Origin of the sequence: Falsiroseomonas sp. HC035, from assembly GCF_050563525.1 — a bacterium.
In the GTDB taxonomy this organism is placed as follows: Bacteria; Pseudomonadota; Alphaproteobacteria; order Acetobacterales; family Acetobacteraceae; genus Falsiroseomonas.
Map to the genome: position 1 here is coordinate 584781 of NZ_JBNXUN010000001.1, position 13259 is coordinate 598039.

Sequence of the window (13259 nt, forward strand, 5' to 3'; positions counted from 1 at the left end):
CCATCACGGACTCGCCGCCGCCGACTGCGCCGGGTCGCGGGAAATCCGCCACACCGTGTTGGACAGGTCGTCGGCCACGATCAGCGCCCCGCGCGGGTCCAGGGTCACCCCAACCGGCCTCCCCCGTGCATTGCCCTCCGCATTCAGGAACCCGGTCGCGAAATCCACCGGCTCACCGGACGGCCGACCATCCCGGAACGGCACGAACACAACCTTGTACCCGGACGGCACGCTGCGGTTCCAACTGCCGTGCTCGCCGACGAAGACACCCTCCGCGAACTCCGCCCCCATCACCGGGCTGGAGAAATCCACCCCCAGCGCCGCCACATGCGCCCCCAGCGCGTAATCCGGCCGGATCGAGGCCGCGACCAATTCCGGGTTCTGCGGCTGCGCCCGCACATCCACGTTCTGGCCCCAATAGGCGTAGGGCCAACCATAGAACCCGCCCTCCTGCACCGAGGTCAGGTAGTCCGGCACCAGGTCCGGCCCGATCTCGTCCCGCTCATTCACCACGGCCCAGAGCTGCCCGGTGCCCGGCTGGATCGTCAGCGCCGTCGGGTTGCGCAGGCCGGTGGCGTATTGCCGGTGCGCACCGGTCGCGACGTCGATCTGCCAGATCATCGCCCGGTCTTCCTCGGCCGCCATCCCGCGCTCGGTGATGTTGCTGTTGGAGCCGATGCCGACATACAGGAACCGCCCATCCTCGCTGGCGGTCATCGCCTTGGTCCAGTGGTGGTTGATGGCGGAAGGCAGCTGCGCCACCGTCCGCGGAGGCCCGCTGACCTCGGTCTGCCCGTCGACGTAGTCGAAGCGGACCAGCGCATCCTGGTTGGCGACGAAAAGCCCGCCATTCACCAGCGCCAGACCGTAGGGCGCGTTGAGGTTTTCCGCGAAGACCCGCCGCATCTCGTAGGTGCCGTCGCCATCGGCATCGCGCAGCAGCGTCAGCCGGTTGCCGCCCGGAACCGGGCTCTTGCCCCAGCTCTTGATGATGCCGGCGATGAGGTCCTTCGGCCGCAGCGGCGGTGCGGCGCTGCCGGTGCCCTCCGTCACCAGGATGTCGCCATTCGGCAGCACCAGCGTCTGGCGCGGAATCTGCAGGTCCGTGGCGATCGCCTGGATGCGGAAGCCCTGCGGCACCGTCGGCAGTTCATTGCCCCAGGCCGCCGGGCGCGGGATCGTCATGTCCGGCAGCAGGCCGCGCTGCGGCTGCGGCAGTTCCGGATTGGCGCCGCGCTGCACCGGGCCAGGCTCGTCACAGGCGGTCAGGGCAAAGGCGGCGACGCCCGCCAGAAGGACTGCGCGCATCAAACCACCTCCCTCGTCCTGAAGCCCGCATAGCCAAGCCAGCCGGCGGCCAGCGCCAGCACCGCCACGACCGCGGACAGGATCAGCCCCTCCGGCATCACCGCCCAGGCATCCTTGGCGTGCACCAGCGCATTGATGAAGCCGAGCACCCAGGCCGCCGCCAGGACGCCGAAATAGATCAGAACTGGCCGGCGGTTGCCCGACCCGATGCGGATCAGGTCGACCAGCGCCCAAAGCAGGGCGAAGCCGCCGAACAGCAGACCGCCCGCGATCAGCCAGGACGAGAAATTCGCCCACTGGATGTGGTAGCTCTGCCAGTAGGCATAGTCGCTCGCCAGCGCGCCCAGGAACAGGGCGACGGGGAACGCCAGAAGAATGGCGTGCAGCGGATGCAGCCGCCGGAGAAGGGCTGGCGCGTACGCCACCCGCGCATCGGCGCGAGCGGCATGGGAACTCCGGGTGGACGTTCCGGGTGCGGATAGGGCGACCACGGCGTGCTCCTTCTTCTCCGAGCCCGTCATGGGACAGGGCCTTGCGAGGCCGCCTTCGGCCTCAGCACTGCCAAGTCAGCGACACAATGCAGCCAAAGTTCCCCGCCTACCCCGCTTCAGATGACGGCCCGTTAAGATGCAAGGTGGTGCCCCTATCCCACCCGGTACGCCGCCAGCACCTCCGACCCCGCGCTGCCGGCCTTGGCCTCCCACTCCGTCACCGCCGTCGCGCCCGCCTGCTTCAGCGCCGCCAGCAGCGCCGCCCCCGGCGCCGCGATGGTCACGCCATTCGCCCGCATCCGCGCCTGGTTCGCCGCATCCCGCGTCTCCAGCAGCGTCCACAGCCCCGCCTCGGTCCGAGTCGCCGCCCGTTCCAGCGCGGCGCGGTCCGTCTCGCCCAGCAGGCGCAGCTTCGCCGGATCGCCAAAGGCGACGCTGACCGGCATGGCGTATCCGATCTCGGTGAAATGCGGCAGGTGCTCCCACAGCCGGCGCCCGGCCCCGCCATCGCCGGAAGACAGCACCGCATCCAGCGAGCCATCCGCCAGCCGCGCCGCCACCGCCTGGAAGCTGAGCTGCTCCGCCACCGCGCCTAGGCTCGCCAGCGTCGTGGTGCCGGTCGCGTCATAGGTGCGCACCCGCAGCCCGCGCAGATCCTCCGGCGTCGCCACCGGCTTGCGCGACCAGAGGCCTGTCGGCGGCCACGGCGTCACATGCAGCAGCGTCACCCCCAGCGTCTCCAGCGCCGCCTGGTAGGCCGGCCGTGCCGCCGCCAGCAGCCGCTTGGATTCAGCGGCCGAGGTCGCCAGGAACGGCAGCGAGGACAGCAGGAAGATCGGATCCAGCGCGCCAAGGGCGCCCGCGAAGGCATCGCCGATGGCGAACTTCCCCTCCGCCACCGCCCGCGGCATGGCCGCGGAGCGCACGCCCTGCGGCGCATCGAAGGCCGGCTCGATCCGCAGCGGCCGCGCCGCCTCGGCCAGCCGCACCAGCGCCTCCGCCGGCATCGCCCCGGCCGGATACTCCGTAGCCGCCACCCAAGGTGCTCCCGATTGTTGGGCGGCCGCCTGTTCCCCGAGGGTGGCAAGCGGCATGCTGGAGGCAAGGGCAATCAGGCTGCGACGGCGCATCACCGCGACTCCATTCTCAGGGCTGCCGCAGCATAGGACGGGGGTTACAATGTCGCAGACAATTCTGGGCGTGCTCGGCGGCATGGGCCCGCTCGCCTCCGCCCACTTCATGCTGCGCCTGACCCTGCTGACCCCCGCAGCGCGCGACCAGGACCACATCCCGGCCATCCTGTGGTCCGACCCCCGCGTCCCGGATCGCACCGCCGCCCGCCTGCACGGCGGGGAGGATCCGCTGCCCGCCCTGCTGCGCGGCCTTCGCGGCCTGGAAGCTGCCGGCGCCACCGCCATCGCCATCCCCTGCAACACCGCGCACGGCTGGTACGACGCCATGCAGGCCGCGACGCCCCTGCCCATCCTGCACATCGTCGATGCGGCGGAGGCCGAGTTGCTCCGCCTCGGCGTGCCGCGCGGGCCGATCGGCCTGATGGGCACCGCCGGCACCCTTGCCATGCGCCTGTACCAGGACCGCCTCGCCCCCCGCGGCTGGACCTGCCTGACCCCCACCGAGGCCGAGATGGCCACCCTCGTCACCCCGGCCATCGCTCGCGTGAAGGCCAACGACCCCGCCGGCGCCCATGCCCCGCTGGCGCAGGCCGCACACGCCCTGGTGGCGCGGGGCGCCGCGGCCGTGGTGCTCGGCTGCACCGAAATCCCCCTCGGCATCGCGGCCGGCCCGGCCCTGCCCTTCCCGGTCTGCGACACCATCGATGCCCTGGCCCGCGCCGTCATCCTGGCCCGGGACGCAGTTCTGACGGCACCGTGATGCGCGACGTCATCACTGTGGAGCAGGACCGGTTTCGACAGAACAGAAGCTTGATCTGGGTCGGGGCCTGGACTGGCGGCGCCGACCCAGGTCCCAGGATGCGATAGGAACTGCCGCAGCCGCTAATTTTTGTATGCAGCCGCCGAACTCCCTCGCACGGCCGCCGCCCCGCTGCGCGACTCTGCTTCCCACCCCACGGCGCCACCCGCCCCGCGCTTCCGCATCCACCTGTTCCGCCTGATCCTGGCCACCTGCCTGCCGCTCGCCATGCCGGCCCTGGCATTCGCGGTCTGGACGCCGAAGCAGCGTCAGGCCGATGCCCTGCGCAGCCTCGATGCCGCCACCACCACCCTGCAGATCACCGTGGACCGGGAGCTGCGCCTGACGGTCTCGATGCTCGAGGTCCTCGGCGGGCCTGCACGCCACCATCACCCTGCCCGCCAGGCAGATGGCCGACCTGGCGGAGGAGACGGCGTAGGCCCCACTTTCAGCTCCGGCTCATACCAGCGGGATCGATGGGCCACCTGCGGCCGGTACTTCCGGCCGAACGGGCGCCGCGGCCTATGCCGCGCAGCCAACCGGCCGCAGGCCGCGCCCGGCGCTTGAGGGCGAGAAAATTATCAGCGGTCATTGAAGATGACCGCTGATGTCAGACGTCCTCCATCCATGTCACGTCGCCATCGTCCAGGTCGTAGCGCGCCGCCACCACCTTCAGCCGCCCGGCCGCCAGCGCCTGCTGCAGGATCGGGCTCTGGGTCTTCAGCCGCCCCGCCACCCGCCGCGCATTCGCCCGCACCGCCCGGTCGAGCAGCCCATCGCCACCGCCGCGCACGCTCAGCACGGCCGGGATAATCGGCTGGATCATCTCCCCGATTACCCCAGGGAAGGTCGCATTCCGCTCCACCACCTCGACCGCCGCGGCCACCGCGCCGCAATTCTCATGCCCGAGCACGACGACCAGCGGGCAGCCGAGCACGCCCACCCCATACTCCACGCTGCCCAGCGCCGTGGTGTCGATGGTGTTGCCGGCGTTGCGGATGATGAACAGCTCGCCCAGCCCGCGCCCGAACAGCAACTCCGGCGGCACCCGGCTATCGGAACATCCGACCAGCACGCAGAACGGCGCCTGCCCCCGCGCCAGCTCCACCCGCCGTTCCCGCCCCCAGGCCGCGCGGAACGGCGCTTCCGTGACGTAGGCGTCGTTCCCGGCCTTCAGCAGTTGCAGCGCCTCGTCCGGCGTCAGCGCGCTGTGCGCGACCGGGTCCGCGGCCCGTGCCGCGCCCGCACCCATCACCCCGAGCGCCGCCAACCCGCCGATCACACCCCGGCGCCCGAGAACCCCGTGCCCTGGCCTGCCGCCGCAGCACCCACATGCCCTATCCTGCATCGCCGACCCCCGATCACGGAGGCGCGACTATACTGCCTCCGGATCGAACAGATACCCCACGCCGCGCACCGTCCGGATCGCCATCGGCCGCGTCGGCGTGCGTTCCACCTTGCGCCGCAGCCGCATGATCCGCAGGTCGATCGCCCGGTCGAAGGCCTCCGGCTCCTCCTCGCCCGAGGTCCGCTCCAGCAGCCAGTCGCGGTGCAGCGCCCGGTTCGGATTCTCGACGAACAGCTTCAGCAGGGTGAACTCGCCCTCCGTCAGCGTGTCCTCCCGCCCCTCCGCCGTCACCAGCAGCCCACGCTTCAGGTCCAGGATCGCCCCGCCGATGCGCGCCTTGCCCGGCGGCAGCACCTCCGGCTTCGCCGCCGCCAGGGCCGCCCCGTGCGCCGCGCCATGCGCCGCCCCCTCCGCCCCGGCGCGGCGCATCACCGCGCGGATGCGCGCCAGCAATTCGCGCGGCTCGAACGGCTTGGTGATGTAATCGTCGGCGCCGGATTCAAGCCCCACCACCCGGTCCACCAGGTCGCCCGCCGCAGTCAGCATGATGATACCCAGCAGCGGCGATTGCCCGCGCAACCAGCGCGCCAGCGCGAAGCCGTCCTCGCCGCCCGGCAGGCCGACATCCAGCAGCGCCGCATCCGGCATCGCCGCCGCCACCGCCGCCCGGCACCCCTTGCCATCCGCCACGGCCTCGCAGACGAAGCCCTGCCCCGCCAGATAGGCGCAGATGGTCTCCCGCTGGAACGGGTCATCCTCCACGATCAGCAGATTGGTCGTGCCACCGGCCATGCGAGGGCCCTCCTGGTCCCACCCGCTGTTACAAATCCCAACGAGTCCCGTCAAACATGTACTTTTCCGAGGTCGGCCGCGCCCCTGAAACAATGTTGGCGAAGTGGATGAAACAAACCGGCCCCCTGCGCGAAACACAAGTCACCGTGATCCCAGGCATCATATCGTAATGCTCCATATTGCCCGAACCGCCGGCGACCTGCCGGCGGATGAGCTGGCCGCCCTTCAGGCGGAGGCGCTGGCGAATCTCGCCGGTCCCTTCGCGCTGTTCGCCGCGGACGGCCGGATGGTCTCCGCCAACGCCAGCCTCGCCCGCCTGCTGCCGGAGGGTTCATCCCCGCCCCAATCGCTGGAGGCCCTGCTCGCCGCCATCGCCGCCGCCGCCGCGGACCGCAATCCCGGCATCGCCGCCCCCGAAGCCGCCGCGACCTGGGAACGCGCGCAGGACTGGCTGGCCCCCGATGGTGGCTGGTTCCGCATCCTGCTGCGCCGCATGGCGCACGGCTTCGTCCTGTCGGCCGCCGAGGTCACCGACCTGAAGCGCCAGGAAGCCGCTCTGTCGGACACCCAGACCATCCTGCAGAAGGTCTTCGACCACATGACGGACGGCGTCGTCATGTGGGATGCCGACATGCGGCTGCAGTTCTGGAACCGGGAAACGCTCCGCGTCGGCGAATTCCCGCCGCACATGGCCTACAAGGGCGTCAGCGTCCTCGACGTCATGCGCTACCAGGACGAGCGTGGCGAATTCGGCCCGCCCCCCACCAATGCCGCGGACCTTGAAGCCCGCGTCAACCAGCGCGCCGCCCTGCTGAACCGCCCCGGCGGCATCTCCTACATCCGCCAGACACCCTCCGGCCTGTGGCTCGAGGTCAAGACCATCCCGATCGAGTCGGGCGGGGCCGTCCTGATGTACCGCGACATCACCGCGCTCAAGCAGCGCGAACAGGACCTCGCCGCCGCCCGCGCCATGCACCAGCTCATCCTGGACAGCATGACGGACGGCGTCGTGCTGATGGACCGCGACCTGACCTTCCGCCTGGGCAACGCCGCCGCCCTCCGCATGTTCGACCTGCCGCCCGAGCTCGGCACTCCCGGCGCGTCCGCCATCGACGCCATGCGCTACCGCATCCAGCGCGGCGATTTCGGCGAACCGCCACAGGACTCCGCCGCGTTGGACGCCATGGTGGAAGGCCGCCTGGCGCTGGCCCGCCAGCCGGGCAGCGCCCCGCAACTCATCCGCGGCGCCGCCGGCGAATGGATCGAGGCCTCCTCCGTCGCCACGCCCGATGGCGGCACCCTGGTCCTCTACCGCGACATCTCCGCCCTGAAGGCGCGGGAGGATGAACTCCAGGCCGCCCGCGCCACCCATGAACTCGTGCTCGACACGATGAATGATGGCCTGGTGCTCTGGAGCCCGGACCTGCATGTCCGCCTGCTCAACCGCCAGCTCGCCGGCCTCTATGAGATTCCGGAGCCGCTCACCCGCCCCGGCGCCGATGGCCGCGACATCCTCCGCATGATGATCCTGCGCGGCGACCACGGCCCGCCGCCGGAAGGCGACGCACTGGACGCCATGGTCGAAGCCCGCGTCCAGGCCATCCTCAACCACGGCCCGGACCCCGACATCCGCCAGGCCCCCACCGGCGCCTGGCTCGAGATCACCCGCCAGACCCTGCCCGACGGCAGCATCCTGTCCACCTATCGCAACATCTCCCGCCTCCAGGCGCGGGAGGCCGAGCTGCGCCAGGCCCGCGACAAGGCCCAGGCGGCGGAGGCCGCGCTGGCCACCACCATCGAGCACATGAGCCAGGGCCTGATCATGGTCGCCCCGGACCGCCGCGTCCGCGTGATGAACCGCCGCGCGGCGGAGATCCTCGCTTTGCCGCCACACCTCGCCGAACCCGGCATCCCCTTCGGCGAACTCGTCGCCTTCCAGACCGCCCGCGGCGACTACGACGGCTCCCCGCACCGCCTGCAGGAAGCCCGCCGCGCCATCGCGGGCGAAGCGCTAAGTGAGGAACGCTACGAACGCGCCCGCCGCGACGGCACGGTGGTGGAAGTCCATGCGCGAAACCTGGACGATGGCGGCGCCGTTCGTACCTACATGGACATCACCGACCGCAAGCGCGTCGAAAGCGCCCTGGCCGCCGCCCGCGACGCCGCCGAAGGCGCAAACCGCGCCAAATCCGCCTTCCTCGCCGCCATGAGCCACGAGATCCGCACGCCCATGAACGGCGTGCTCGGCATGATCGAGGTGCTGGAGCGCACGCCCCCCGGCCCTGCGCAGGACCGCTGCGTCGCCGTCATCCGCGAAAGCGCCGGCTCCCTGCTCCGCATCATCGACGACCTGCTGGATTTCTCGAAGATCGAGGCCGGGCGGATGGAGCTGGAAACCCTGCCCTTCTCGCTGCGCGGCCTGGTCGAGGGCGCGGTGGATACGCTCACCGTCGAGGCCAAGCGCCGCGGCCTGCTGCTGTTCGCCGACCCGATCGCCCCCCCCACCCCGCAATCGCCGGACATGGTCTCCGGCGACCCGGTCCGCGTCCGCCAGATCCTGTTCAACCTGGTCGGGAACGCCATCAAATTCACCGATGTCGGCTTCGTCCGCCTCCGCGCCTCCGCCAGCCTCGCCGGCCCCCGCTCGAAGGAAGTGCTGGTCTCCCTGATGGTGGAGGACAGCGGCGTCGGCATGACGGAGGAACAGATGGGTAAGCTGTTCCAGCCCTTCGCCCAGGCCGATACCTCCACCACCCGCCGCTTCGGCGGCACCGGCCTCGGCCTGTCCATCGTCCGCCGCCTGGCGCAGCTCATGGGCGGCGACGTCTCGGTGGACAGCACCCCCGGCCGCGGCAGCCGCTTCTCCGTCACCCTGCGTCTGGGCCTGGTCGACGCCGCCGAGCAGATTCCCGGCGCGGAGGCCTCCGCCACCCTCGCCGCCCCCGCCCCCGGCGCGGCAATTCCCCACCTGCTGGTGGTGGACGACCACCCGGTGAACCGGGAAGTCCTGGCCCGCCAGCTCGAACTCCTGGGCTGCGAGGCCGACATGGCGGAGGATGGCGCCCAGGGCCTGGCGCTGTGGCGCGGCAAGCGCCACCGCGTGGTGCTGGTCGACCTGCACATGCCGGTGATGGACGGCCTCGACATGTCACGCGCCATCAGGCGGGAGGAAGCCGCCAGCCCCGGCGCCCCCCGCACCGCCCTCATCGCCGTCACCGCCAACGCCCTGAAGGGCGAGGATGAACGCTGCTACGCCGCCGGCATGGACGCCTTCCTGGCCAAGCCGCTCGCGCTCGACCTGCTGTCCCGCACCCTGGCCCGCTTCCTGCCGACGCAGGCAACCCCCGGCGCCGAGCCCGGTCCCGCCCCCGCGGAAATCGCGCCCCTGTATGACCCGGAAGCGCTCCGCAGCCTGTTCGGCGCCGACCCGAAACGCCTCGCCGGCCTGCTTTCCAGCTTCCGGGAGGGTGTGATCCGCGACGTGGAGGCCGTGAACACCGCGCTCGCCGCCGGCAACCTCCCCGCCGCCGCGGACGCCGCCCACCGCCTGAAAGGCGCCGCCCGCATGGCCGGAGCGCGCCCGCTGGCCGACCTGCTCGGCGTGGTGGAGGCCGCGGCGCGGGAGGGCAACGCGGACACCGCCAATGGCGCGGCAGCGGGCCTGGTGCCGCTGGCCGAACGGACGCTGGCGGCAGTGCAGTCGGCGAACTGATCCCGGCATCGCCTTCAGCATTCCTGCCTGCAGGCGGACCAGCGGCCGGCGATTTCCCTGGAACCCCTGGTGGCGGCGGCGCCATGCTCCGCCGCCAGGGGCGATCCGGAGCCCCGGCGGAAGGAGGAGCCATGAAAGTCCTTGGTTTCGCTCTTGCCATTCTCCTCGGCCATGCGGGTTCTGCCGCCGCCGAGATGGACCGGGACCGGCTGGTCGGCAGTTGGTCCCTCGTCGCCTATCAACTCACCTACGAAAGCGAGCCGCCGAGGGACATCTTCGGCAGCCGCCCAACAGGGCGCATCATCCTGACCGCTGACGGCCGCATGGCTGCCGTGATCGCCGCGGAGGGACGAACCCCCGCCACGAACGATACCGAGCGTGCGGCGCTGCTGCAGGCGACCATCGCCTACACCGGCCGGTACCGGCTGGAAGGAGATCGGTTCGTCACACGGGTCGACACCGCCTGGAACAAGACCTGGGAAGGCACGGAGCAGGCGCGGGACTTTCGCCTGGACGGCGACCGGCTGTTCATCGAGGCGCGAGGCACCGACCCGTCACGTCAGGGCGCACCCTGGGTCGCACGCCTTACATGGCAGCGGGAGAAGTAAGGGCCGCTCGCTACATTGGCTTCCCGGGCCTTGGCCGTCCGCGCGCGCCCCGGCGCGGCGCGGCGCGGCGGCGTCATGTCGCCAGGTCCGGCAGTTGCGCGATTTCGAACACGACCTTCTCGCGGAAGGCTTCAAGAAAGCCGGCCGGCCGGTCCGCGACGCGCACGAAGCCGGTCGCGACATTCTCGCGCAGCCAACGCGCCGCTTCGGCGAGCAGCTTATCGCGGTCATCGGCGCCCTCGACCAACCCGGTCGGGAAGGCGATCGCGTTCACCACGATACCCTCGGCAGCGGCGGAATCGCGCGCGTCACGGGCGGGAACGCGCGGATTGGTCTCTACGCCATCCGTCGAGATGTCGATGATCCGCAGGCCCGCCGCACAGGGCGATGCAACCAGTTCCTGCACCGCAAACGCCAAAGCATGGCCGATGGCGGTATTCCCGTTCCAACCTGAGCGGCGAAGCCCACGGAAGTCCGCGGCGAAGCGGCGTGCATCCTCTGCGTCGCGGACAACCGTCCATTCCAGCCTGACGAGTGGCACGAAGGCGAATTCGGCGACGAGAACCGCGAGCGGGCCCGAAGTCTTCAACCTCCGGGTCAAGCGCGGGTCTTCGAAGGCTGCCGCGGTGCCGTCACGCTGAGCAAGGTACATGCGATCCGGCACCGACGCCGAAGCGTCGATGAGCAGGACGATTGCCGCCGGGCATGTTGCCGCCTGCATGAACACACTCGCTTCCGGCGTCCTGGCGCGAGCCGCACGACGCCTGGCGGGCAGGAGGCGTCGGCGTGCGGTCGGCAGGCGCGCCGCAGTTTCCGCGTCCAGCTCCGGCGACTGCAACCAGTCCAAGCACACGATCGCGGGAGCATGGGACGCAACGGTGGGCGACACCGCCAGGCACCGGCCCAATCAGCGCCCACGCCTTAGATGCGAATGACTCGCAATCGCGATCAGTCGCAGTCGCAGCCCGGCGCCTCGGTCTGCATCCCCTGCACCACGTGATGGTCGATCCACTCCGCCACCAGCCGCCGTGCCTCGGTCACCGAGGCTTCGGGGTGGTGGATGCGGTACAGCGTGGTGCAGGCGGTGAAGGCCGCCATGTCGGCATTCCCCCCGTCGCGCAGCTCCCGGTAGGCGGTCACCACGGCACGTTCGCAGCGTCGGGCGATGTGGCTGAATTCGCGGCCCATGGACACTCCCGTCTTCCCCGGCGGCGCGGGATGCAAAGCGATTGAGAATGGTTCTCAATACCTGCCCCGTTTATACGACGCGGCCGCCTATCGGTTCAAGTGATGCGATGCATCATTCGACCCACCGGACCGACTGATGGTATAGGTATTTTTTCTTGCGCTGGGCGCGGCAAGATCGCAGTCCTGCCGGCTGCCCGAGGGAACGCCCATGCCCCCACACCGCCAGCCCCGCCGCGCGACGCGTCCCCATCCCTGGTCCCCGATGACCGACGCCGAATGGACCGCCCTCGCCCCGCTCCTTGCGGCCACCCGCGGCCGCCCGCCCGCCGACCGTCGCCGCACCCTCGACGCCATCTTCTGGGTCGCCTGCTCCCGCGGCCCCTGGCGTGACCTGCCGCCCGAACTCGGCCGCGCCGATACCGCCCACCGCACCCTGCGCCGCTACGCGCGGTCTGGCCTGCTCGACCGCCTGCTGCGCGCCGCACCCCGCCTCGCCACGCTCGAATGGCGCATCGCCCGCGCCTGGCGCCGCGCCTGCCGCCTCATGTCGATGGCGAGCCTGCTGCTCGCCCGCGACCTGGGCCTGGTCGCCGCCCTGCCGTGTTCGGAGGCCGACCTGCCCAACCCGGATTTGTCCGAAACCCTGCGCCGCGCCCGCGAATCCGTGCTTGAATCCGGCCTGCCGATCCTGCGGTCGGGCCTGAAATGGCTGATGCTGCTGCACCGGATGGTTGGCGGCCGGCCTCAAGCCTTCCGCACAACCACCTGATCATAAAGCAATGTCAGCCGCGCGAGACTGCCTCCGCCAGCGCCTTGCCCACATCCTCGGTCCCGGCATTGCCGCCCATGTCGCGCGTCCGCGGCCCGCCTTCCGCCAGCAGCGTCTCGATGGCGCCAACGATCGCATCCGCTGCCGCCTTCTCCCCCAGATGCTCCAGCATCATGGCGCCCGACCACACCTGCCCGATCGGGTTGCAGATCCACTTGCCCGCGATGTCCGGCGCGCTGCCATGCACCGGCTCGAACATGCTCGGATGCAGCTTCTCCGGATTGATGTTGGCGCTCGGCGCGATGCCGATGCTGCCCGCCACCGCCGGCCCGAGGTCCGACAGGATGTCGCCGAACAGGTTGGACCCCACCACCACGTCGAACCAGTCCGGGTGCTGCACGAAATGCGCGCACAGGATGTCGATGTGGAACTGGTCCGTGGTCACGCCCGGATACTTCGTCGCCATCTCCGCGAAGCGCTCGTCCCAGTACGGCATGGTGAAGGTGATGCCGTTGGATTTCGTCGCGCTGGTCAGCTTCCGCCGCGGCCGCGTCTGCGCCAGTTCGAACGCGTATTTCAGCACCCGGTCGACACCGACGCGGGTGAAAACACTGTCCTGTGTCACGAATTCCCGATCCGTGCCTGGGAACATCCGCCCACCAGTCGAGGAATATTCACCCTCGGTATTCTCACGCACCACGTAGAAGTCGATGTCCTTCGGACCCCTGTCGGCCAGCGGCGTCCGCCCGCCCGGCATCAGCTTGCAGGGCCGCAGGCTGATGTACTGGTCGAAGCCGCGCCGGATCGGGATCAGCAGCCCCCACAGCGAGACATGGTCCGGCACCCCCGGCCAGCCCACCGCGCCCAGGAACACGCTGTCGGACCGCCGAAGCTGGTCCAGCCCGTCATCCGGCATCATCTTGCCGGTCTGCTGGTAGGTCTCGCAGGACCAGTCGTAATGCGTCAGCTCCAGGTCGAAGCCGAAGCGCCGCGCCGCGGCATCCAGCACGCGCAGCCCCTCCGGCACCGTCTCCTTGCCGATGCCATCGCCGGGAATCACGGCGATGCGGTGGGTCTTGCGGGTCATGGATGCGTCCTCCGGCGTTCCGGC

At 70.6% G+C, this 13259-nt stretch carries 13 protein-coding genes; 5 read left to right on the forward strand and 8 right to left on the reverse strand.

Translation table 11 applies throughout. The features are described from left to right. Nucleotides 1-3: 3 nt before the first annotated feature. From ACLF3G_RS02905 to dctP, 3 genes are all read right to left on the reverse strand, one after another. Nucleotides 4-1308 carry a PQQ-dependent sugar dehydrogenase gene (locus ACLF3G_RS02905; protein ID WP_430667811.1) on the reverse strand — a complete coding sequence of 435 codons (1305 nt, stop codon included), beginning with the start codon at nucleotides 1306-1308 and terminating at the stop codon, nucleotides 4-6. Beyond that, nucleotides 1308-1829, reverse strand: coding sequence for a DUF2231 domain-containing protein (locus tag ACLF3G_RS02910; protein ID WP_430667812.1), 522 nt, complete (start codon nucleotides 1827-1829; stop codon nucleotides 1308-1310). The genes ACLF3G_RS02905 and ACLF3G_RS02910 overlap by 1 nt, the downstream gene beginning before the upstream one ends. A gap of 122 nt (nucleotides 1830-1951) precedes the next feature. Continuing rightward, nucleotides 1952-2836 (reverse strand): TRAP transporter substrate-binding protein DctP, encoded by an 885-nt coding sequence (gene dctP, locus ACLF3G_RS02915; RefSeq protein WP_430667813.1) that lies wholly within the window; start codon nucleotides 2834-2836, stop codon nucleotides 1952-1954. A gap of 142 nt (nucleotides 2837-2978) precedes the next feature. Between dctP and ACLF3G_RS02920 the strand changes: the two genes are divergently transcribed. Further along, the gene (locus ACLF3G_RS02920) at nucleotides 2979-3692 is read left to right on the forward strand and encodes an aspartate/glutamate racemase family protein (protein WP_430667814.1); all 714 of its coding nucleotides are present in this window, start codon (nucleotides 2979-2981) and stop codon (nucleotides 3690-3692) included. Nucleotides 3693-3821: 129 nt separating this feature from the next. After that, complete coding sequence (locus tag ACLF3G_RS02925) at nucleotides 3822-4298, forward strand: hypothetical protein (RefSeq protein WP_430667815.1); 477 nt, start codon at nucleotides 3822-3824, stop codon at nucleotides 4296-4298. Nucleotides 4299-4341: 43 nt separating this feature from the next. Here the strand turns inward: ACLF3G_RS02925 and ACLF3G_RS02930 are convergent, their stop codons facing one another. Together ACLF3G_RS02930 and ACLF3G_RS02935 are read right to left on the reverse strand one after the other, a co-directional pair. Then, the gene (locus tag ACLF3G_RS02930) at nucleotides 4342-5013 is read right to left on the reverse strand and encodes a carbonic anhydrase (RefSeq protein WP_430667816.1); all 672 of its coding nucleotides are present in this window, start codon (nucleotides 5011-5013) and stop codon (nucleotides 4342-4344) included. 93 nt (nucleotides 5014-5106) lie between these two features. Beyond that, on the reverse strand, nucleotides 5107-5871 hold the full coding sequence (locus ACLF3G_RS02935; RefSeq protein ID WP_430667817.1) for a response regulator: 765 nt from the start codon (nucleotides 5869-5871) through the stop codon (nucleotides 5107-5109). 169 nt (nucleotides 5872-6040) lie between these two features. On the opposite strand from ACLF3G_RS02935, the gene ACLF3G_RS02940 reads away from it, so the two are divergent. Next, nucleotides 6041-9583: a PAS-domain containing protein gene (locus ACLF3G_RS02940; RefSeq protein ID WP_430667818.1), complete on the forward strand. Its 3543-nt coding sequence runs from the start codon at nucleotides 6041-6043 to the stop codon at nucleotides 9581-9583. 131 nt (nucleotides 9584-9714) lie between these two features. Further along, on the forward strand, nucleotides 9715-10191 hold the full coding sequence (locus tag ACLF3G_RS02945; RefSeq protein WP_430667819.1) for a lipocalin-like domain-containing protein: 477 nt from the start codon (nucleotides 9715-9717) through the stop codon (nucleotides 10189-10191). 73 nt (nucleotides 10192-10264) lie between these two features. Here ACLF3G_RS02945 and ACLF3G_RS02950 read toward each other — a convergent pair whose 3' ends face one another. After that, nucleotides 10265-11038, reverse strand: coding sequence for a DUF1194 domain-containing protein (locus tag ACLF3G_RS02950; protein WP_430667820.1), 774 nt, complete (start codon nucleotides 11036-11038; stop codon nucleotides 10265-10267). Nucleotides 11039-11139: 101 nt separating this feature from the next. Continuing rightward, entirely contained in the window at nucleotides 11140-11379 is a 240-nt protein-coding gene (locus tag ACLF3G_RS02955) for a hypothetical protein (RefSeq protein ID WP_430667821.1), read from the reverse strand. A gap of 262 nt (nucleotides 11380-11641) precedes the next feature. Here ACLF3G_RS02955 and ACLF3G_RS02960 point away from each other — a divergent pair, with 262 nt between their 5' ends. Next, a complete protein-coding gene (locus tag ACLF3G_RS02960; RefSeq protein ID WP_430667822.1) occupies nucleotides 11642-12148 on the forward strand; it encodes a transposase in 507 nt (168 codons plus the stop codon). 13 nt (nucleotides 12149-12161) lie between these two features. Here ACLF3G_RS02960 and ACLF3G_RS02965 read toward each other — a convergent pair whose 3' ends face one another. Then, complete coding sequence (locus tag ACLF3G_RS02965) at nucleotides 12162-13235, reverse strand: tartrate dehydrogenase (protein ID WP_430667823.1); 1074 nt, start codon at nucleotides 13233-13235, stop codon at nucleotides 12162-12164. Between the last annotated feature and the right edge of the window lie 24 nt (nucleotides 13236-13259).